17 protein-coding genes and 1 pseudogene are annotated in these 19,588 nt (G+C 64.9%); 6 read left to right on the forward strand and 12 right to left on the reverse strand.

All coding sequences use genetic code 11. The features are described 5' to 3' along the window. The first annotated feature begins 107 nt into the window (after positions 1–107). A complete protein-coding gene (locus E0501_RS14345; protein WP_137702069.1) occupies positions 108–692 on the forward strand; it encodes an LOG family protein in 585 nt (194 codons plus the stop codon). On the opposite strand, the gene rarD is transcribed toward E0501_RS14345, so the two are convergent. Next, a complete protein-coding gene (gene rarD, locus E0501_RS14350; RefSeq protein WP_137702070.1) occupies positions 578–1,528 on the reverse strand; it encodes an EamA family transporter RarD in 951 nt (316 codons plus the stop codon). The genes E0501_RS14345 and rarD overlap by 115 nt on opposite strands. Before the next feature lie 170 nt (positions 1,529–1,698). Here rarD and E0501_RS14355 point away from each other — a divergent pair, with 170 nt between their 5' ends. Continuing rightward, on the forward strand, positions 1,699–2,745 hold the full coding sequence (locus E0501_RS14355; protein ID WP_137702071.1) for an alcohol dehydrogenase family protein: 1,047 nt from the start codon (positions 1,699–1,701) through the stop codon (positions 2,743–2,745). A 78-nt stretch (positions 2,746–2,823) separates the two neighbouring features. Here the strand turns inward: E0501_RS14355 and E0501_RS14360 are convergent, their stop codons facing one another. The 6 genes from E0501_RS14360 to E0501_RS14385 form a co-directional block, all read right to left on the reverse strand. Next, positions 2,824–3,426, reverse strand: coding sequence for a superoxide dismutase (locus tag E0501_RS14360; RefSeq protein WP_137702072.1), 603 nt, complete (start codon positions 3,424–3,426; stop codon positions 2,824–2,826). 131 nt (positions 3,427–3,557) lie between these two features. Then, positions 3,558–5,138, reverse strand: coding sequence for a serine hydrolase (locus tag E0501_RS14365; RefSeq protein ID WP_161594626.1), 1,581 nt, complete (start codon positions 5,136–5,138; stop codon positions 3,558–3,560). 337 nt (positions 5,139–5,475) lie between these two features. After that, entirely contained in the window at positions 5,476–6,045 is a 570-nt protein-coding gene (locus E0501_RS14370; RefSeq protein WP_137702074.1) for a sarcosine oxidase subunit gamma, read from the reverse strand. Continuing rightward, a complete protein-coding gene (locus tag E0501_RS14375; RefSeq protein ID WP_137702075.1) occupies positions 6,038–9,055 on the reverse strand; it encodes a sarcosine oxidase subunit alpha family protein in 3,018 nt (1,005 codons plus the stop codon). The genes E0501_RS14370 and E0501_RS14375 overlap by 8 nt, the downstream gene beginning before the upstream one ends. Further along, entirely contained in the window at positions 9,052–9,381 is a 330-nt protein-coding gene (locus E0501_RS14380) for a sarcosine oxidase subunit delta (RefSeq protein WP_137702076.1), read from the reverse strand. Before E0501_RS14380 ends, E0501_RS14375 begins: the two co-directional genes overlap by 4 nt. Positions 9,382–9,445: 64 nt before the next feature. Then, a complete protein-coding gene (locus tag E0501_RS14385; RefSeq protein ID WP_137702077.1) occupies positions 9,446–10,690 on the reverse strand; it encodes a sarcosine oxidase subunit beta family protein in 1,245 nt (414 codons plus the stop codon). Between the two features lie 188 nt (positions 10,691–10,878). Here E0501_RS14385 and ccmI point away from each other — a divergent pair. From ccmI to E0501_RS14400, 3 genes and pseudogenes are all read left to right on the forward strand, one after another. Then, a pseudogene (gene ccmI / locus E0501_RS14390) lies at positions 10,879–12,099 on the forward strand (c-type cytochrome biogenesis protein CcmI); the annotation flags it as partial. A 299-nt stretch (positions 12,100–12,398) separates the two neighbouring features. Further along, entirely contained in the window at positions 12,399–12,866 is a 468-nt protein-coding gene (ruvX, locus tag E0501_RS14395) for a Holliday junction resolvase RuvX (RefSeq protein WP_137702079.1), read from the forward strand. 3 nt (positions 12,867–12,869) lie between these two features. Continuing rightward, on the forward strand, positions 12,870–13,103 hold the full coding sequence (locus E0501_RS14400) for a DUF1289 domain-containing protein (protein WP_137702080.1): 234 nt from the start codon (positions 12,870–12,872) through the stop codon (positions 13,101–13,103). Between the two features lie 189 nt (positions 13,104–13,292). Here the strand turns inward: E0501_RS14400 and E0501_RS14405 are convergent, their stop codons facing one another. The 5 genes from E0501_RS14405 to E0501_RS14425 form a co-directional block, all read right to left on the reverse strand. After that, positions 13,293–13,811 carry a hypothetical protein gene (locus E0501_RS14405; RefSeq protein WP_137702081.1) on the reverse strand — a complete coding sequence of 173 codons (519 nt, stop codon included), beginning with the start codon at positions 13,809–13,811 and terminating at the stop codon, positions 13,293–13,295. Between the two features lie 150 nt (positions 13,812–13,961). Then, positions 13,962–14,744: a hypothetical protein gene (locus tag E0501_RS14410; RefSeq protein ID WP_137702082.1), complete on the reverse strand. Its 783-nt coding sequence runs from the start codon at positions 14,742–14,744 to the stop codon at positions 13,962–13,964. Continuing rightward, positions 14,738–15,556 (reverse strand): sulfite exporter TauE/SafE family protein, encoded by an 819-nt coding sequence (locus E0501_RS14415; RefSeq protein ID WP_137702083.1) that lies wholly within the window; start codon positions 15,554–15,556, stop codon positions 14,738–14,740. Before E0501_RS14415 ends, E0501_RS14410 begins: the two co-directional genes overlap by 7 nt. Positions 15,557–15,621: 65 nt before the next feature. Further along, positions 15,622–16,623 carry a tRNA dihydrouridine(20/20a) synthase DusA gene (dusA, locus tag E0501_RS14420; protein ID WP_137702084.1) on the reverse strand — a complete coding sequence of 334 codons (1,002 nt, stop codon included), beginning with the start codon at positions 16,621–16,623 and terminating at the stop codon, positions 15,622–15,624. Positions 16,624–17,027: 404 nt separating this feature from the next. Then, on the reverse strand, positions 17,028–17,921 hold the full coding sequence (locus tag E0501_RS14425) for a LysR family transcriptional regulator (protein ID WP_137702085.1): 894 nt from the start codon (positions 17,919–17,921) through the stop codon (positions 17,028–17,030). Positions 17,922–18,035: 114 nt separating this feature from the next. Between E0501_RS14425 and E0501_RS14430 the strand changes: the two genes are divergently transcribed. Beyond that, positions 18,036–19,586 (forward strand): proton-conducting transporter transmembrane domain-containing protein, encoded by a 1,551-nt coding sequence (locus E0501_RS14430; protein WP_137702086.1) that lies wholly within the window; start codon positions 18,036–18,038, stop codon positions 19,584–19,586. Positions 19,587–19,588 lie beyond the last annotated feature (2 nt).

Here is a 19,588-nt window from a genome sequence, read left to right on the forward strand (position 1 = left end):
TCGTCCTTCCCCTCCGCGCCTAGGCAGCATGCGCGGTTGAGCCTCTTTAACAACAAGGCTAACACGGGTCAAAACACCTTCTGTCGCGCCATCGGGAATACATCCACATGTCTACATTCACGCCACAGCCTTCGATCTGCGTCTATTGCGGCTCCCGCCCCGGCGCCCAGCCCGCCTACATGGACGACGCCACCACATTCGGCACCGCGCTGGCCGGCGAAGGCTGGCGGCTCGTCTACGGCGCTGGCGATGTCGGGATCATGGGCGCGGTGGCACGCGCCGCACAGGCGGCCGGCGGCGATACGTTCGGCGTAATCCCCACCCACCTGATGCAGCTCGAGGTTGGCAAACGCGATCTCACCCGCTTCGTCGTGACCGAGAACATGCACGAGCGCAAGAAGGTGATGTTCATGAATTCCGACGCCATCGTCGTGCTGCCCGGCGGCGCGGGATCGCTCGATGAGTTCTTCGAGGTCCTCACCTGGGCACAGCTCGGCCTGCACGCCAAGCCGATCCTGCTGGTGAACACCAACGGCTACTGGGATCCGCTGACCGGCCTTGTCGACCACGTCATCGCTCAGGGCTTCGCCGATGCCTCGCTACGCGAATTCATCACCGTGGTCGACGGCCCGGCCGCGGCCATCGCCACCCTGCGTGATGCCCTTTCTCGCGACACTGCCGACACCGAATAAAGCGCCAGCGCCACCCAGATGCAGCCGAAGGCGGCCATGTGCCAGCCGCTGAACGGCTCGCCGAAAATCACCACCGCGCACAGGAACTGCCCGGTCGGGTTGATGTATTGCAACAGCCCGATCGTCGACAGGCTCACCCGCCGCGCGGCATAGGAGAAGAGGATCAGCGGCGTCGCCGTCAGAACACCGGAAAAGACCAGCAGGAAACTGTCCAGCATGTCTTCGCCGAACACCCCCGCCCCCCGCGTCTCCAGCCACATCAGCCAGGCCAGCCCCACCGGCGCCAGCACCGCCACTTCGGCGGTAACTGACACCGTCGGCCCCACCGAAAGCCGTTTCTTGACAAGGCCGTAAAGGCCAAAGCTGAACGCCAGCACCAGCGACACCCAAGGCGCCACGCCCAACCCGTAGGTCAGAACGCCCACGCCCAGCGCCGCCAGCATCACCGCGCTCCACTGCGCCCGCGACAGCCATTCGCCCAGCACGACCCAGCCCAGCATCACCGCCACCAGCGGGAAGATGTAATATCCCAGCGCCGCCTGCGTGGTCATCCCCCACTGCACCGACAGGATGAAGAGCAGCCAGTTGGTGGAAATCATCACCGCCGCCAGCACGATCACCCCCAGCGCGCGCGCACTGTTCATCGCCGCGGGCAGCTGCCCCAGCCGCCCCTGCACCAGCAGCAAAAGCGCAAACAGCAAGAACGACCACACCGTGCGATGCGCCAGGATCTCGACCGCATCAATATGCACCAGAAGCTTGTAATATAGCGGCGCCAGCCCCCACAGCAGGGCCGCCGCCACCATTGCCGCAACACCTTTTCCCGCTTCGCTCACCGCTGTCTCCCTCGGGTTTGGGGCCGTCTGCATGTCGCGCGGGGCCTGGGTCACGCCCTGCGGTCGACATCGCCACTTGGGCCACGGCCGCGCGCGAAGTCAACCCGCCCCCGGGTTGACAGGCGCCGGCTTCACCGTCAGCGTTTCGCGGGCACACACAGGGGGGCGTCATGCACACCGGAACCACGATGTCGGGCGTCGTCCTGACCGGCCACGGCGGTCCGGACATGCTCAGCTGGCGCGATGATCTTCCGATCCCGCGGGCGGGCAAAGGCGACGTTGTTGTCAGGGTGCACGCTGCCGCGGTCAACAATACCGATATCAATACCCGGCTGGCCTGGTATTCCAAGGGCGATGCCGAGGCTGGCGATGCCACCTGGTCGGGCGCGCCGATGACCTTCCCGCGCATCCAGGGCGCCGATGTGTGCGGCACCATCGTGGCCGTGGGGGATGGCGTCGATCCGGCTCGCATCGGCGAGCGTATCCTGATCGAACCCTGCCTTGTCGAAGCCGATGGGCAACGGCTCGAACGGCCCTGGTATCTCGGGTCCGAATGCGATGGCGGCTTTGCCCAGTATACCCGCGTTGCATCGCGCCACGCCCATCGCATCGCAAGCGATCTCACCGATGTTCAGCTCGCCTCGTTTCCCTGCTCCTACTCGACCGCTGAAAACATGCTCACCCGGGCCGACGTCGGGCCAGGTGACACGGTGCTGGTCACCGGCGCGTCGGGCGGCGTCGGTTCGGCCGCGCTACAGCTGGCACGGGCCCGTGGCGCCCGGGTGTTCGCCGTCACGCACCCGTCGAAGGCACCTTCGCTCGTCGCGCTCGGCGCCGACAAAACCGTCGATCGCGGCGCCGATCTCGTGCAGGCCCTGGGCCCCGACAGCGTCGATGTCGTCATCGACCTGGTCGCCGGGCCGACCTGGCCAACCCTGCTCGACGTGCTGCGCCCCGGCGGCCGCTATTCTGTCGCCGGGGCCATCGCCGGGCCTCACGTCACGCTCGACGTGCGCACCCTCTATCTCAAGGATCTCAGCCTTTTCGGCTGCACGGTGCTTGATCCGGGGGTGTTCGCGGCCCTGGTCCGCCGGATCGAACGGGGTGAGATCGCGCCGCTCGTGGCCGCAACCTATCCACTTCGGCAAATCGCGGAGGCTCAGGCGGCTTTTGGCGAAAAGGGCTATATCGGAAAAATCGTGCTCGAGATCGGCTGAGCCGCCCGCTGCGCCGCGCAGAAACGAAAACGGCCGTCCCACCGGGCGGCCGCGTCCGTTTTCAGCCCGCAACGGAGCTTATTTCATACGGCTGGCGACGTTTTCCCAGTTCACCAGGTTGTCCAGGAAGTTGGTCAGGTAGGCCGGGCGCTTGTTGCGGAAATCGATGTAGTAGGAATGCTCCCACACGTCACAGCCCAGAAGCGCGGTCTGGCCAAAGCAGAGCGGGTTCACGCCGTTTTCCGTCTTGGTCACGGCCAGCGACCCGTCGGAATTCTGCACCAGCCAGCACCAGCCCGAGCCGAACTGGCCCGCGCCCGCCGCGCTGAACTCTTCCTTGAACTTTTCGACCGAACCGAACGCCTCGGTCAGCGCCTTTTCCAGCTCGCCGGGCATCGGGCTCGCGCCAGGGCCCATCATCTCCCAGAACTGGTTGTGGTTCCACAGCTGGCTGATGTTGTTGAAAATGCCATTCTGCGCCACGGCGCCCTTGTCATAGGTGCCCACGATGATCTCTTCGAGGGATTTGTTTTCCCACTCGGTACCCGCGATCAGCTTGTTGCCGTTGTCGACATAGGCCTTGTGGTGAAGGTCGTGGTGATATTCCAGCGTCTCCTTCGACATGCCCTTGTCGGCCAGCGCGTCATGCGCATAGGGAAGATCAGGAAGTTCGAAAGCCATGGGTAAGCCCCCCTCGTTGTTCGCGTTCAAGTCATTGCCCTACACATGGGGGCCAAGCGCGGCCAAGGTCAAGGGGCGCGCGGCAATTTCCCGACGAAAACAATAGGAAACCCGCAACTGCCGGGTTTCCCCTATGGCAAAAGTGAGATGAACTTGCCCGCCAGATTCAGATGCGCGCGCTCGTGGCGCCAGTTCTCGCCATCATGTTCAAGCCAGGCCGGATAGGCAGTGACGACCAGCACCATGTCCAGATCTTCGATCAGCGCGATCAGCTGGCCGCCATGACCCCAGGCAAAATTCACCCGGCGGTCACCCACGCTCGCCTGCCACCACTGATAGCCATACCCAAGATCGCGGAAGTAGCGGCCGGCATGGCTCAGCCGCTCCTGCGTCACCCAGGCATCCTCGGAATAGTTGGCAAGCGAGGCCGCGATCCACGCGTCCGATAGCACCCGGCGGCCGCGCGCGGCACCGCCCTCCAGGTACAGCATCCCGAACCTGGCGTTGGTGCGCGCGGTCGTCTCGAGAACCGGATGATATTCGCCTTGCGGATCGCGGGCCCAATCGCCCAGCGTTCCGCCAATCGGCTCGATTACCGCTGCCTCGGCAAAGGCGCGCAAATCGACGTCACAGGCCCGCGCGACGATCACGCCCAGCAACCGCGTCGACATGTTGGAATAGTTGAACGCCGCGCCCGGGTCGTTCACCAGCGGAAAGTCCACCAGTAGGTTCAGGTTGTTCTCGGTAATCAGCTTGTCCCACAAAGCCGGATCGCTCTCCTCCCACGGAAGACCGCTGCGCATCTGCAGCAAGTGCCGGATCGTGATCTCGAATGTGCGCGGATCGGTGATCTGTCCGGCGAATTCCGGAAAGAAATCTACCGCCGCCCAGTCAAGATCGGGCAGGCACCCACGTTCATGGGCGGCCCCGACAAAGGCGGAATAATAGGACTTCACCACAGACTGTATCAGCGACGGCGTGTCGATCCCGCCGTCGTTGAAATACTTCTCGGCCACCAGCTTGCCATTCTTGACGACAAGAATGCTGAACAGCCGCGGCAGCGCCTCGGCCTCGCGGTACATCTCGGCCACCAGCGCCGGGTCCAGCCCCTCGGCCTCGGGCGTCGACACGGGGAAGCCGTCGCGTTCGACAGGGGTAAATGTCACCCCCTCCAGGTCGTCGCGCGATGGGCGCAGCAACCCGGCGATCACCGGCTTTGCGGCCGCGACCTCGGCATCGTCCAGGCGAAACCCGATCGGGGCAAGCTGGGCGCGCAGCACGTCGAAAACCGGTTTCTCTTCGGGCAGAGGCGCCGCCGCGTAGTCAAAGGCCATCGCGCCGTTCGCGCTGCGCGCATATCGGTCCACACCGGCATCAAGCAGGCTCCGAACAACCTCGGTTCGTCCTAGAAAGGCCGCGATGTGCAAGGGGGTCGACCCTTGCGCATCGCGCAATGCCGCATCTGCACCCCCGGCCAGCAATACCGCCGCCACCTTTGGCCGATCGAAAACCGCGGCGATGATCAGCGGCGTCGAACCGAAATCATCGCGCTGGTTCAGATCTGTCCCCGCCGCGATATGTTGCTCGACCGCCGTCAGGTTGCCTGCGATCACGGCCACCGGCAAAGGCAGGTCCGGCGCCGCGTCATCTGCGAAAACCCGCACCGACGACAGCAGCCCGATCAACAGAATTTTCAGAAAATGCGTCTTCATATGTCTAACCCAGGAAAATGAAGCCGGCTGGTTCCCTGCCGGGCCAGCCGCGTGGATCCGGGCCGCCATCTTTCCCGATGACATCCACCACCGCATTGACATGGATCACAGCGCCAGATGGCTCAAAGCGGGCAAATCCCGCCGCCCCGGCTCGCGCCGATCACAGCATCCGTTTCGTTGGCCTGCCGATGGTATCCCCTGCGCAAAACACAGAAGCGCCGGTCACATACGGTCCGAGCGCCCGGCCTCGCTGCGTGTCATCGCACTGCGCCAGTCGGGCGGTTGCCATCCTCGCCGCGCATGTCCGGGTGTCACCAATCACCGGCAAAGACTGCGATCAGGCGTAAAGCCCGACCTCGCTGCCCTCCGCCGCGGCGGCCTTGAGCAGGTCGAACACGTATTGCGCAACCGAGCGGAAGCAGACCACGCGGAACGCGTCTTCGCCCGTCATCCACACCGCCGCCGGTACCTGCGCCATGCGGCTTCGGCGGATCATGCCGGGGCCAAAACCCACCGCGCTGAAATCCACCGGCATCAGCTTGCCCAGCACCTCACGCGCGTGCGGACCGGTGACATCAAAGACCGCGCGCGCGTCCGAAACGTTCACCACCAGCGCATGCGCGCCCGTCAACGCCGCGTTCATCGTCTCCACCGCCTGCTCGGCCTCGCCATGCGGCACCATCACCAGCAGTTCATCCGGCGACATCCACGCGATCCCGCGCTCGCCCACCGTGTTGATCTCGCGCTGGCCCGGCATGTCCACGCCTGCCACGCCGGTCACGGCGTTCTTCACGTCGGTGTCGGCCAAATCGCCCCGCACCGTGATCATGCCGCGCAGGCCCGCCTCGGTCACCACGGCGATCCCGGCAAACCGGGCGCCCTTCAATGCGCTCAGGGTCTCAGACATTCTGCTTCTCCCCGTCCTTGTCATAGAAAACCGGGTCCACGATCTTCGCGTCATAGGTCTTGCCGTCAGTACCGGGGAAGGAAATCACCTCGCCCATCCGGTCCGGCCCGTTCAGCACCAGTCCCATGGCAATGCCCCGCCCCAGCGTCGGGCTGAAATAGGTCGAGGTCACCCGCCCCTGCACGTTGCGCTGACCGTTGGCATTCGTGCCGTCCGCCACCGCATAGGCGCCATCGGGGATAACCGAACCATCGACCGTCTCCAGCCCCACCAGCTTCCACCGCTTGGGATCGGTCATGTGGCTGCGCTCCTGCGCCCGCTTGCCCAGGAAATCCTCTTTCTTCTTGGAAATTGCCCAGTGCAGGCCCAGATCCTGCGGGATGACCGTGCCGTCGGTCTCGTCCCCGATCATGATAAAGCCCTTCTCGGCGCGCATCACGTGCAGCGCCTCGGTGCCGTAAGGAGTCGCGCCATACTCATCCCCCGCCTCCAGCAACATATTCCAAAGGGCGCGACCCTCGCTGGCAGGCACGGAAATTTCGTAACTCAACTCACCCGAGAATGAAATACGGTAAACTCGCGTCTTGATGCGGTTAAGCGTCACATCCTTCCACGCCATGAAGGGGAAGCCCTCGGCGCTCAGGTCGTCCTCGCTCAGCTTCTCCAGCACTTTCCGCGCGTTCGGGCCCACCACGGCAATCTGGGCGTATTGCTCGGTCACGTTGGCAACATAGACTTTCCAGTCCCACCACTCGGTCTGCAGCCACTCTTCCATATGCGCATGGATGCGCTCGGCCCCGCCGGTGGTGGTGTGGCACAGGAATGTATCGTCGTCCAAACGCGCCACCACGCCATCGTCGATCAGGAACCCGTTTTCCGAACACATCAGCCCGTAACGGCATTTGCCTGGTTTCAGCGTGCTCATCATGTTGGTGTAAAGCATGTCGAGGAACCGGCCCGCATCCGGGCCCTTCACGATCAGCTTGCCCAGGGTCGAGGCATCGAGCAGCCCGAGGCTCTCGCGTGTCGCCATCACCTCGCGCGCCACGGCGGCCGCGTGGCTCTCGCCCGTCTTCGGATAGCAATAGGGCCGCCGCCACTGGCCGACCGGCTCCCAATGGGCGCCGTTGGCCTCGTGCCAGTCATGCATCGGCGTCCGCCGCAGCGGCTGGAAAATCTCGGCGCGTGCCTCGCCCGCGATCGCGCCCATCGAAATCGGCGTGTAAGGCGGGCGGAACGTGGTCGTGCCGGTCTGCGGGATGGGTTGCCCCAGCGCATCGGAAAGGATCGCCAGCCCGTTGATATTACTCAGTTTCCCCTGGTCGGTCGCCATGCCCAGCGTGGTATAGCGCTTGGTGTGCTCAACCGATTCATAGCCTTCGCGCGCCGCGAGCTGCACATCGCTCACCTTCACGTCGTTCTGGTAATCCAGCCAGGCCTTCATCCGCAGCTTGGCACCCGCCCCCTGCGGCATCAGCCATACCGGCTCCAGCGCAGCTTCGTCGACATCGGCAGCCACCGGCGCCTTGCCCCGGCCCGGCTTGTGCCCGGTCTCGTCCGCCGCGCGCTTGCCGGCGGCATCGGCATCGGTCAGCCCGGCGCCCAGGCCCAGCTCACCATTCGCCGCCCCTGCCGGAAGAACAAAGCCTTCGCCGTCCTGGTCGGTCGGCGGGCGGTTGCCGTCGGGGCGGAAACAGGCCTGCGCCTCGTCCCAATTCAGCTTGCCACCGCAATGCGACCACAGGTGCACCACCGGCGACCAGCCGCCCGACATGGCAACCACGTCACAGCCCACTTCGTCAAGCACCGCGCCTTCGCCCGCCTGGGCACAGATCGCCACGCCCTCGACGCGCTTGGTCCCATGCACCTTGGCGATGCCCTTGCCGGTCTCCACCCGGATGCCCAGCGCGCGCGCCTGATCGGCCAGCGCCCCGCCGCCGCCCACCCGGGCATCGACGATCACCGGCACCGACAGGCCCGCCTCTTTCACTGCGATGGCGGTGCGATAGGCATCGTCGTTGTTGGTCACCACGACCACGCGGTCACCGGGGCTGACGCCGTAATCAACGATGTAATCGCGCACCGCGCTGGCCAGCATCACGCCGGGAATGTCGTTGCCGGCAAAGCTCAGCGGCCGTTCGATCGCGCCGGTCGCCGTCACGATCCGCCCCGCACGAATGCGCCACAGCCGGTGGCGCGGTCCGGCCTCGTCCGGGCAATGATCGCGCAACCGCTCATAGGCCAGCAGGTAGCCGTGATCGTAGACGCCCGCGCCCATCATCCGCCTGCGCAGGGTGACGTTTTCCATCGCCTCCAGCGCCGCGACGGTCGCGGCTATATAATCGGCCACCGGCGCGCCATCGACTTCGCCGCCATCCACCGCGGCGCGTCCGCCCCACTGGGCGGTCTGTTCCATCACCAGCACCTTGGCGCCGGCCTCACCCGCGGCCTTCGCCGCCTGCAGGCCCGCGACGCCGCCGCCGATCACCACGACATCGAAGAAGCCATAGAAATGCTCATAGGTGTCGCCATCGCGGTCCTCGGCCTCGGGCGCGCGGCCCAGACCGGCCGATTGGCGGATAAACGGCTCGTAAAGATGCTTCCAGGCAAAGCGCGGGAACATGAAGGTCTTGTAGTAGAACCCCGCCGGCAGGAACCGGCTCAGCTTCGCGTTGACCGCGCCGATGTCGAACTCCAGGCTCGGCCAGTGGTTCTGGCTCTTCGCCTCCAGCCCGGCGAAAATCTCGGTCGTCGTCGCGCGCTGGTTCGGCTCGAAGGTCGCGCCCTCGCCGGTGTTGAACAGCGCATTGGGCTCTTCCGCCCCGCTCGCCACAATGCCGCGCGGGCGGTGATACTTGAAGCTGCGCCCCACCATCATCTGGTCATTGGCCAACAGCGCCGAGGCCAGCGTATCGCCCTCATAGCCTTTCAGCCGCTTGCCGTTGAAGCGGAACTCGACGGATTTGCGGCGGTCGATGCGCCGCCCGCCCTGTGCCAGACGCGTGCTCATGCGAACTCCCTCCAGCTCCAACCCGGCCGCTTGGCCGAAATCGCATCCTTGATCTCTTGCGGCGGCTCGGTCACCTGCGCGCTGTAGCTGCCGAACACCTCCAGCGTCGCGGTATCGCGCGCCACGTGAAACCACTTGCCGCAGCCATTCACATGCCGCCAGCGCTCCAGGTGCACGCCCTTGGGGTTCTCCCGGTGAAACAGGTAACCCTCGAAGTCTTCCTCCGACGATCCCGGCCCAAACCGCTTCAGATGCGCCTCGCCCCCGCCGTGGAATTCCGTCTCTTCGCCTTTGACCCCGCAATAGGGGCATTCAAGGATCAGCATGCCAGTGCTCCCTCGATCATGTTGCGTTGCGCCAAGCCGTCGCGCGTTGTCATGCTCACAGCCATCAATGCGCCACCCCCGCGGCCACGCTTTCGTCCACGAACCGCCCCTCGCGGAACCGGTTCAGCCCGAACTCCTCGGTCAGCGATGACTGCCCCTTGGCCATCAGCTCGGCCATGCCCCAGCCCGAGCCCGGAATGGCCTTGAAGCCCCCGGTGCCCCAGCCGCAGTTGATGAACACGTTCTCCACCGGCGTCTTGCTGAGGATCGGCGAGCGGTCCCCGGTCATGTCCACAATCCCGCCCCATTGCCGCAGCATCTTCAGCCGCGAAATCATCGGGAAGGTCTCGATGAGCGCGCGCACCGTCTCCTCGATGTGATGGAAGCTGCCCCGCTGGGTATAGTTGTTATACCCGTCCGCGCCGCCGCCGATCACCATCTCGCCCTTGTCCGACTGGCTCATGTAGCCGTGCACGGTGTTGGCCATCACCACGATGTCCATGCAGGGTTTGATGGGCTCGGAGACCAGCGCCTGCAGCGCCACCGATTCAATCGGCAGCCGGAAGCCCGCCATCTCGGCCAGAACCCCCGAATGCCCCGCCACCACGATGCCCAGCTTGTCGCAATCGATCGCGCCCTTGGTGGTGTCGACGCCGACAACCTTGCCACCCTCCTTGCGCACCGCGGTCACTTCGCATTGCTGGATGATGTCCATCCCCATGTCCGAGCACGCCCGCGCATAGCCCCAGGCGACCGCGTCATGCCGCCCGGTACCACCGCGCGCCTGCCACAGCCCGCCCAGCACCGGGTAACGCGGCCCAGAAAGCGAGATGATCGGCACCAGTTCCTTCACCCGCTGCGGCGAAACAAACTCGGTCTCGACCCCTTGCAGCATGTTGGCATGCGCCGTGCGCTGATAGCCGCGCACCTCGTGCTCGGTCTGCGCCAGCATCAGCACGCCGCGCGGCGAAAACATCACGTTATAGTTCAGGTCCTGAGACATCGTCTCGTAAAGCGAGCGCGCCTTTTCATAGATCGCCGCCGACGGATCCTGCAGATAGTTCGAGCGGATGATCGTCGTGTTCCGCCCGGTATTGCCACCACCCAGCCAGCCCTTTTCCAGGATCGCCACATTGGTGATGCCGAAGTTTTTTCCGAGGTAAAACGCCGTGGCCAGACCGTGGCCACCCGCGCCCACGATGATCACGTCGTATTTCTTCTTCGGCTCCGGCGACCGCCACGCGCGCTCCCACCCCGTGTGATAACGGGCGGCTTCACGTGCAACGGCAAAGGCTGAATAGCGTCTCATGCGTCCCGATTCCCCTTGGGCATGTCATGCGCCACCCTAGTGCCGCGCGGCGCGGATTTCCCCACGTTTCTATCCGTCACAATTCACGCCGAATGCGACATCGGGCGGCGGATTGGGCATTTACCCTTTCACCCGGCCGCCGCCCACATTACATGCAGGCGAGACTAAGCATTAACCGGGGCTCGTTCATGGTTTTCTGGATCACCGCCGCCGCGCTGGCCATCTTCGTCGCCGTCATCCTCGCGATGACGCTTCTGCGCGCCAAGCGCGACGAGGAACATCCTGCCGCCTACGATCTGCGCGTCTATCGCGACCAGCTCACCGAGGTCGACCGCGATCTCGCCCGTGGCGTGCTCTCCGAAGCCGATGCCGAGCGCATCCGCGCCGAGGTCGGCCGCCGGGTGCTGGCCGCCGATGCCCAGCTGCAAAAGGCCCAGGCCGGCGCCGATCAGCCCCGCGGCGCAACCTACGCCCTGATCGGGATCATCGCCGTCGCCCTCGTCGGCGGCACCTTGGCGATCTACCCGCAGCTGGGCGCGCCCGGCATGCGCGATCTGCCCCGCGCCACGCGGATCGAGGCCTCCGAGGAACTGCGCACCACCCGTGCCTCTCAGGCCGATTTCGTGGCCCAGCTTCCCGCCGCGCCCGCCGGCCCCGCCCCCAGCGCCGAATTTGCCGACCTGATGGCGAAACTGCGCGAAACCGTCGCCCAGCGGCCCGACGATCTCCAGGGCCAGATGCTTCTGGCCCGCAACGAAGCCGCACTTGGCAACTACACCGCCGCCTGGCAGGCGCAGGAAAAGGTGATCGCGCTCAAGGGCGATACCGTCACCGCCGATGATTACGTGCTTCAGGCCGACCTGATGATCACCGCCGCCCAGGGCTATGTCTCGCCCGAGGCCGAAACCGCCCTGCGCACCGCGCTGGAAAAACAGCCCGGCAACCCGATTGCCCGCTATTACCTTGGCCATCTTGCCCGGCAGGTTGATCGCCCCGACATGGCCTTCCGCCTGTGGGATGCCCTCCTGAAGGAAGGCCCGGAAACCGCACCCTGGGTGCCCGCGATCCGCAGCCAGATCGAGGAAATCGCCTGGCTTGCCGGGATCAAGAACTATACGCCCCCCGCCGCCCTGCCCGGCCCCAGCGCCGAAGACATGCAGAACGCCGCCGAAATGACGCCGGAAGAACGCCAGGACATGATCCGCGGCATGGTCGAGCGTCTCAACGACAAGCTCGCCAACGAAGGCGGCACGCCCCAGGAATGGGCCCGCCTGATTGGCGCGCTTGGTGTGCTGGGCCAGACCGACCGCGCCCAGGCGATCTGGGACGAAGCGCAACGCATCTTTGCCGACAAGCCGCAGATGCTCGCCATCGTGCGCGGCGGCGCAGTGCAGGCGGGCCTGCTGCAATCGCCCGCCCCGGCGGCCGAACTGCCCGGCCCCACCGCCGAAGACATGCAGAACGCCGAGGAAATGAGCGCCGAAGACCGCCAGGAAATGATCCGCGGCATGGTCGCCCAGCTCTCCGAGCGCCTGACTGCCGACGGCGGCAGCGCGCAGGAATGGGCACGGCTCATCACCTCGCAGGCGATCCTGGGCGATCGTGACGCGGCGCAGGCGGCCTATGACGCGGCGCTCGCCGCGCATGGCGAAAATACCACCGCGCGCGCCACGCTCGACGCGGCCGCCCGGCGCGCGGGACTCACCGAATGATCTTCGACGAGATCGAGGATTTCGCCGCCGCCCTGCCGCCGATGCGGGCGCTGGCCGGGCTCGATCTCGGCGATCGCACCATCGGTGTCGCCGTCTCCGACGGCATGCGCTCGGTCGCGACGCCGCTCGAAACCATCCGGCGCAAGAAATTCACCGCCGATGCCGAGGCGCTCATTGCCATCCTCGCCGCGCGCGACATCTCGGGCATCGTGCTGGGCCTGCCGCGCAACATGGACGGCACCGAAGGCCCGCGCTGCCAGTCGACCCGCGCCTTTGCCCGCAACCTCGCGCGGCTGACCGAGCTGCCGATCACCTTCTGGGATGAACGGCTCTCCACCGTCGCCGCCGAAAGGGCCCTGCTTGAGGCGGATACGACACGAAAACGTCGCGCCGAGGTGATCGACCACGTCGCGGCCTCCTATATCCTGCAGGGACTGCTGGACCGCCTAAGGCATATCGGGTGAGACATGAAACACGATGACGTCTGGAAACGCGACGAGATCGAAAGCCCTTGTATCAAGGTCTGCGTCGTCCATTCCGAAGCGCGGATCTGCACGGGTTGCCTGCGTTCGATCGACGAGATCACCCGCTGGTCACGCATGACCCCCGAGGAACGCCGCGCGGTGATGGATGAATTGCCTGCGCGCGGCGCGCAACTGCGCAAACGCCGCGGCGGGCGCGCGGCCCGGCTCAAGCGCTAAGCGCCCGCCCTCTTCACCTTTTGAAAACCACTTGAAAACCACTGGCACCGCGCGTTGTGTCAACGATTGGCCGGGGCACAACGCGCCCGGTTTTGCCGGCAGCCGGATGTCAGCCGGGGGGTGCACGTATGTCACCCCCCGGTACCCATCCGCCCTCACGGGCGTTAACCATTACCTCACAAAACTGCGTCAGGCAGCGGCCGCGGCATCCATTTCCATCGCCACGACCGACACGTCCTCGGCCACGATGGCACTGCCCGGCACGGCCCCCACAACGGCCAGCCGGATCCCATCGAGGCGGATTTCGCTTTCGCCCGTGTCCGTGACGTCCACGCTGACCCCGCCCGCGCCCGCATAGGTCTCGGGCGTGATCAGAACCAATGAATCCTCGCCACTGACGAAGCCGGCCACCTGCGCCGGATGCGCTGCGTCGGCCCAGACCCCCGCGTCGAACGGGTCCGGGCTTTCAGCGCCCCCGGCGATGTCCGGCGCCGCCCCCGTGGCGCCGGCAAGGCCCGCATCGGTCGTGTTCAGCAGATCCGGGATCCGCGTATCGACCTCCTGCGACTCATCGGTCAACTCCTGGTCGGACACGTCACTCGCCCCACCCGACGCGGCTCTGGTCTGCGATCTCGTCGAATCATCCAGGTCAGACCCGAAAACGGATCCGATCCCAGCCAGCCCCAACAGCGTCAGCAACTCAAACAACGTGGTCTCCCCAGTGTGTTGACCGGAGCTGAAAACGCCACATTTTCGACATAAAATCAACGCTTTATTGCCGTCTTTTGTTGCTTGTCCGGAACTCAATTTCACCCGCGGAACGTGATTGGCCCTGCCCCTGCAACAATCAGGAAGTATCTACGGCGCGCGCAGCCATTTTCCCACGCCGCCCGGCAGTTCCGGCCGGAAATACGCCACCACGCGCCCCGCCTCATCCGCCCCCGCCCGCCAAGGCGCCACGCCATGTAGGCACAGCCTGTGAAGAAGATACGCTTCACCAGGCCGGGCATGCAGCTCAACCCTTTGACAAGTCTCGAAAACTTCGCGCCGTGCCGCTTGATAGGCGGCAGTCAGGTCGACCTCGTGCCAGCGCGATTCGGGCACCTCCTCCAGCGCCCCGAGCAACCCGCGCCGCATCACCTCGTGGCTGCCGTCCCAAATCACCATGGGGCTTGCCCCCGCTGCGGTTTCGTTCAACGGCACACCCAGGATCCAGGCATGCAACTCGTCGATAAAGCGTTTCCTTTCAGGGCCTTGCGCCTTTATCCCATCAAGGTGCGCCGCGTCCCTCTTCAGCCGGAATCGAAAGGCCGCCTCGCTTTCACCATCGCGTGGTTGCGGGTATCCCGGCCAAACCACAGACAACTGCGCCGGATGCAGGGCCAGGGACCCGAACAGTCCCTGCGCCACCTCGATCGCCGCCCCCGTCAGCGGCCCCGAACCATCTACCGATCCGCTCGCATCATTGGCCAACGCGTCAACGCCTACGAACCAGGTTCCCTTGCACACCAACCACTTGGCCCGAAGCTCTTCATCCTCGATTGCCGCCTGCGCAGCCGGCCGCACGGCCCGCACCCAGGCCGCCAGGGCCGAATCGTGCGGAAAAAGCGCGTATCCCCGCTCCAGCAGGTCCGCTACCATCCCATTGCCTTGCGCAGCATGTTCAGGGCCACGATCGTCACGAAAATCGCGAAGATTCGCTTCAACCGCGCTGCATCCGTCGCGTGCGCCAAACGCACCCCGATCGGGGCCGTGATCAGCGTCATCGCGATAACCAGCGGAAATGCCACGAAATTCACGGCGCCAACTGAAAACGGCGGCGGGTCTTGGACCGGCATGAACAGGAATCCGATGACCGACGGCACCGCGATAATCACGCCAAATCCGGCCGCCGTGGCCACCGCCCGGTGAATGGGGGTTCCGTAAAGCGTCATGAGCGGAACGCCAAAGCTGCCTCCGCCAATCCCCATCAGCACGGAAAGAAACCCGACAACTGGGGAAATCACAATTCTTTTCAATCCCTTGGGCATCGCTTCGCCCAATCGCCAGTGGCTGCGACCCAACCCCAGATATGCGCCGACGAGGATTCCAAGGATGCCAAACAACGCCTGAAGCGTGGACGAGCGCAGGCTGGCCGCCGTCAACATGCCCAGAACCGCCCCGGCGGCAATGCCCGGGGCCCAGCCTTTCAGGATCTCCCAGTCCACCGCACCCTTTTTGTTGTGGCTCAGAACCGAACGCACCGAGGTAATCACGATCGTGGCCAGCGATGTGGCCAGACACACCTGCATCAGCTGCGGCCCGTCATATCCAAGCGTCTGAAATGCATAGTAAAACGCAGGCACCAGCACAATACCCCCGCCAACGCCCAACAGCCCGGCCAGAACCCCGGCAAACGCCCCGATCACGGCGACCATGGCAACCATGGCAACCAGCAGTGTCATGTCCGGCATGTCTGTCCCTCACTTCGCCCGCACCCTCGGCTTACACCGGCTGGCAGCCAAGCGGAAGGCCACGATCAAGCCGCGCCGCGCGCCTCTGCGACATGCGCCAGTGCCGCTTCGATCAGTTCGGGCCCGGCGCCTTCGCGATGCGCCCCCTCCGACAGCACCCGCCGCCACATCCGCGCGCCCGGCTGCCCGGCAAAGAGGCCCAGCATGTGCCGTGTGACCTGTGCCAGCTTCCCGCCCCCGGCAAGATGCGTCTCGATATAGGGAAGCATGTCCCGCGCGATCTCCTCGCGCTGTGGGGCGGGTTGTCCGCCGAACAAGCGCGCATCGGCCCGGCCCAGGATGTCATAGGGCTGATGATAAGCAGCCCGCCCTATCATCACACCATCAAGCCCTGCTTCCAGGAATGCCTCGGCCTGATCGAGCGAGGTTACCCCGCCGTTGATTGACAGGTGCAGCGCCGGGAACAGCCCTTTCATGCGCCGCACGAGGTCATAGTCGAGCGGTGGGATATCCCTGTTTTCCTTTGGAGAGAGCCCTTCCAGCCAGGCCTTGCGCGCATGGATGGTGAAGCGCCCAACCCCGGTGGCGGCGACACGCGCAATGAACTCGGGAAGCACCTCTTCGGGGTCCTGGTCATCCACCCCGATCCGGCATTTCACCGTCACCTCCACATCCACCGCCGCGCGCATTGCGGCGCAGCACTCCGCCACCAGACCCGGATCCTTCATCAACACCGCACCGAACGTGCCCGATTGCACCCTGTCACTGGGACAGCCGACGTTCAGGTTGATCTCGTCATAACCCGCGTCCTGTCCGAACCGCGCGGCCTGTGCCAGCTCGGCAGGATCCGATCCGCCAAGCTGAAGCGCCACGGGGTGTTCCTCGGGCGAGAAATCAAGCAAATGCAACGCTCCGCCCCGCACCAGAGCCGGCGCTGTCACCATTTCGGTACAAAGAAGCGCATCGCGGCTGATCAGTCGATGAAAGTACCGGCAATGCCGATCTGTCCAGTCCATCATCGGGGCAACAGACAGTCGGGCGGCCCGAATAGCTGCATTCGAAGACATTCAGCGATCTCCTCGGCCGTTTCTTGTTGCACCGGGCCGGCAGTGCATCTGGTAGAAGCAGGACAGGATGACCGCCACCCCGCCCCCTGCGCGAACAGGTGCTCGGCGGCAATCACGTATACCTGTCAGCGCCGCCAGTCGAAAGCCCCCGATAGTCACGATGGATAGCGCTTGGGCAGCAACCGTGAAAAACGGTCCCGGAGGCAGGCATGCCCCCTCTGAGTATCGCACTTGGTCTTGAAGCCCTGAGCAAGTGCGTCATCAGCGGAAAGAAGGCCATACGGTTTCGCGCGGTCTGTCTGGTCTTCGACCAACATGATCGGGTTAAATACCCTTGACGGCTCAAAGCGGCGGCTGTCTCGCAGGGATGCAAAACCACCCGGAATCCTCGAGGTCCGGTCGCGTCATCGCGCCGCGCTCCCCGGGTTGGCGCTTGTGGTCAATAGCTCTTGCACCAGCGGATTAGGAAATCTCCGCCGCAAGGTAATGGCATAAAAGGTCTCGGTGATCCGCGGGTGCTCCCGGGCTTCTACCAAACGCCCCGATGCCAGCTCGTCCTGCACGACGATCGGCGCCACGAGGCTGAGACCGATATCCTCGCGTGCCAGAAGCCGCATCATCGCCATGTCGTCCACTTCCGCCGCCACTTGCGGCCGCACCGACATGCGGCTGGCCATGGCATCGAAGGCCGTGCGCACGGAGCTGTCCGTGGTCGGCAGGATAAATGGTTGTTCGCCAAGCAGCTCACGGATCGGCCGATCCGGGTCAAGCCGCGTCGGCGTCCCGACGATGCTGACTTCCTGCTCGGCAATGCGATGGGTCTCAAACGGGGTCAGGCTGTCGTCCGGAGCTTCGCGGTTCATAAGAACAAGATCGAGGTTGAGCGTCGCCAACCCCTCCAGAAGCTCTGTCGGGCTGCCCGATCTCAGGATCACCTCGACATCCATCCGCGCGAGGATCGGCCGCAGGAACCCGATCTGGAAATTGCGCGACAGCGTGGCAAGCGCCCCGACGCGCAGCGCCTTTCTGGTGCGACCGGTTTCCTGCAACGTCGCGACCAGTTCCTGACCGGTGGAAAAGATCGCGTCGGCATGATCCAGCGCGATCCGCCCCGCTTCGGTCAGGTGCAATTGACGCCCCCGGCGTTCAAACAGCGGATGCCCGAGGCGTTCTTCCAACTGCTTGATCTGCACGGACAATGCCGATTGCGACAGGTTCAGTCGCTGCGCCGTGCGCGTCAGGTTCCCGTCATGGGCGACGGCCCAGAAGTAACGCAAGTGGTGATAGTTTAATGGCATATTATTCGACTTAATTGAACGATATGTGAATAACAATGTATTTTTATTAATCTCCCGGTTGCCTTACCCCCGGACGGAACGGGCCCTGCCCCTTCCAATTCGGGACCATGAACCATGAGCTACCTTTTCCTGCCGCTGTTGAGTCCGCTGATACTGCTCGCCACTGCCCTCTATGCGGTCCGGCACCCCGGCCTGCGCCCGGGACGGGTGCCGCGTCTTTCCGAATGGGCGGCGCTCACCGCCTTCGGCATCGCCGCGATGTCGGCTGCCTTGCTTGTCCTGAATGGGCCGGGCACCTCTGCGCTGATCGGCTTCCTGGGGGTCGGCATATCTGTCCGGCTGGATGCGGTCAGCGCGACCATGCTGGTACTGGTCAGCTTCATCGGCTGGATCGTCATGCGCTACGCGGCCACCTACATGGATGGTGAGGCGCGGCAAGGCGCGTTCACCGGCTGGATGTCGGCCACCCTTGCCGCGGTTCTGTTTCTGGTGATGTCGGGCAACCTCGCCCAGCTGCTCGCGGCGTGGACAATGACCAGCCTCACCCTGCACCGCTTGCTGCTGTTCTACCCCGAGCGCACCACCGCCCGACGCGCCGCCCGGAAAAAGGCTCTCGTCGCACGGACAAGCGAAGCCGCGCTCGGCATTGCGGTCCTTCTGTTGGCTTTTGCCTACGGCACGTCCGACATCTCCGCAATTCTGTCGTCGGCCCGGCCTGACCTCATCACGATGACGGCCGCGTTTATGATTGCGCTCGCTGCCGTCCTGGCCTCGGCTCAATTCCCGATCCACGGCTGGCTGACCGAGGTGATGGAAGCCCCCACACCTGTTTCGGCGCTACTGCATGCAGGCGTGATCAATTCCGGTGGCTTCCTGTTGATCCGCTTTGCCGACGTGATGCTGGCCGCCCCGGGCGTGATGGCCCTTCTGGTCATGCTGGGCGGGTTCACCGCGCTTTTCGCCGGGTTGGTGATGCTGACGCAACCAGCGGTCAAGACATCGCTGGCGTGGTCCACCATAGCGCAGATGGCCTTCATGATCATGCAATGCGGCCTGGCGCTCTTTCCCCTGGCGCTGCTGCATATCGTTGCGCATTCTCTCTACAAGGCGCATGCCTTCCTCAGCGCTGGCGAAGCGGTTCGGAACATCGCCGCGATCCGCCGCCCCGGCCCCGTCGCCGTACCAAGCGCGCGCAACGTGCTGCACGCTTTCGTCATCGGCATCGCGATCTACAGCCTGATCGGCATGGTTTTCGGCTTTGACGGCAAATCCGTGCAGGCCGTCGCCCTCGGCGTCATCCTGATCTTCGGCGTCGCCTACCTGCTGGCGCAGGGCCTGGCCGATGCCGCGCCCGGCGCGCTGACCCGCCGTACCGTGATCTACGCCTCGGTCACCTCGGTCAGCTACTTCCTGCTGCAGATGGCGGCACTGAAACTTACCGCCGGCACCTTGCCTTCGACACCCGCACCGGGACCTCTGGAATGGGCGCTCGTCATTCTGGCTCTGATCAGTTTCGCGGTCGTCGCCGTGGCACAGGCCACTTTCCCGCTCTGGGCCACGCACCCCGCCGCCGCCGGCATCCGGGTGCACCTGTCGAACGGACTTTACGCAAACGCCGTCTTCGACCGCCTGCTTGATGGCTGGTCGCGGCGCAAGACCGCCTGAAC

Origin of the sequence: Marimonas lutisalis (assembly GCF_005434965.1) — a bacterium.
In the GTDB taxonomy this organism is placed as follows: domain Bacteria; phylum Pseudomonadota; class Alphaproteobacteria; order Rhodobacterales; family Rhodobacteraceae; genus Marimonas_A; species Marimonas_A lutisalis.

Excerpts from the sequence above, each read along its gene's own strand:
- E0501_RS14345 (WP_137702069.1), top strand. The coding sequence starts at position 108 with ATGTCTACATTCACGCCACAGCCTTCGATCTGCGTCTATTGCGGCTCC.
- E0501_RS14355 (WP_137702071.1), top strand. The coding sequence starts at position 1,699 with ATGCACACCGGAACCACGATGTCGGGCGTCGTCCTGACCGGCCACGGC.
- E0501_RS14360 (WP_137702072.1), bottom strand. The coding sequence starts at position 3,426 with ATGGCTTTCGAACTTCCTGATCTTCCCTATGCGCATGACGCGCTGGCC.
- E0501_RS14365 (WP_161594626.1), bottom strand. The coding sequence starts at position 5,138 with ATGAAGACGCATTTTCTGAAAATTCTGTTGATCGGGCTGCTGTCGTCG.
- E0501_RS14370 (WP_137702074.1), bottom strand. The coding sequence starts at position 6,045 with ATGTCTGAGACCCTGAGCGCATTGAAGGGCGCCCGGTTTGCCGGGATC.
- E0501_RS14375 (WP_137702075.1), bottom strand. The coding sequence starts at position 9,055 with ATGAGCACGCGTCTGGCACAGGGCGGGCGGCGCATCGACCGCCGCAAA.
- E0501_RS14380 (WP_137702076.1), bottom strand. The coding sequence starts at position 9,381 with ATGCTGATCCTTGAATGCCCCTATTGCGGGGTCAAAGGCGAAGAGACG.
- E0501_RS14385 (WP_137702077.1), bottom strand. The coding sequence starts at position 10,690 with ATGAGACGCTATTCAGCCTTTGCCGTTGCACGTGAAGCCGCCCGTTAT.
- ruvX (WP_137702079.1), top strand. The coding sequence starts at position 12,399 with ATGATCTTCGACGAGATCGAGGATTTCGCCGCCGCCCTGCCGCCGATG.
- E0501_RS14400 (WP_137702080.1), top strand. The coding sequence starts at position 12,870 with ATGAAACACGATGACGTCTGGAAACGCGACGAGATCGAAAGCCCTTGT.
- E0501_RS14410 (WP_137702082.1), bottom strand. The coding sequence starts at position 14,744 with ATGGTAGCGGACCTGCTGGAGCGGGGATACGCGCTTTTTCCGCACGAT.
- E0501_RS14415 (WP_137702083.1), bottom strand. The coding sequence starts at position 15,556 with ATGCCGGACATGACACTGCTGGTTGCCATGGTTGCCATGGTCGCCGTG.
- dusA (WP_137702084.1), bottom strand. The coding sequence starts at position 16,623 with ATGTCTTCGAATGCAGCTATTCGGGCCGCCCGACTGTCTGTTGCCCCG.
- E0501_RS14425 (WP_137702085.1), bottom strand. The coding sequence starts at position 17,921 with ATGCCATTAAACTATCACCACTTGCGTTACTTCTGGGCCGTCGCCCAT.
- E0501_RS14430 (WP_137702086.1), top strand. The coding sequence starts at position 18,036 with ATGAGCTACCTTTTCCTGCCGCTGTTGAGTCCGCTGATACTGCTCGCC.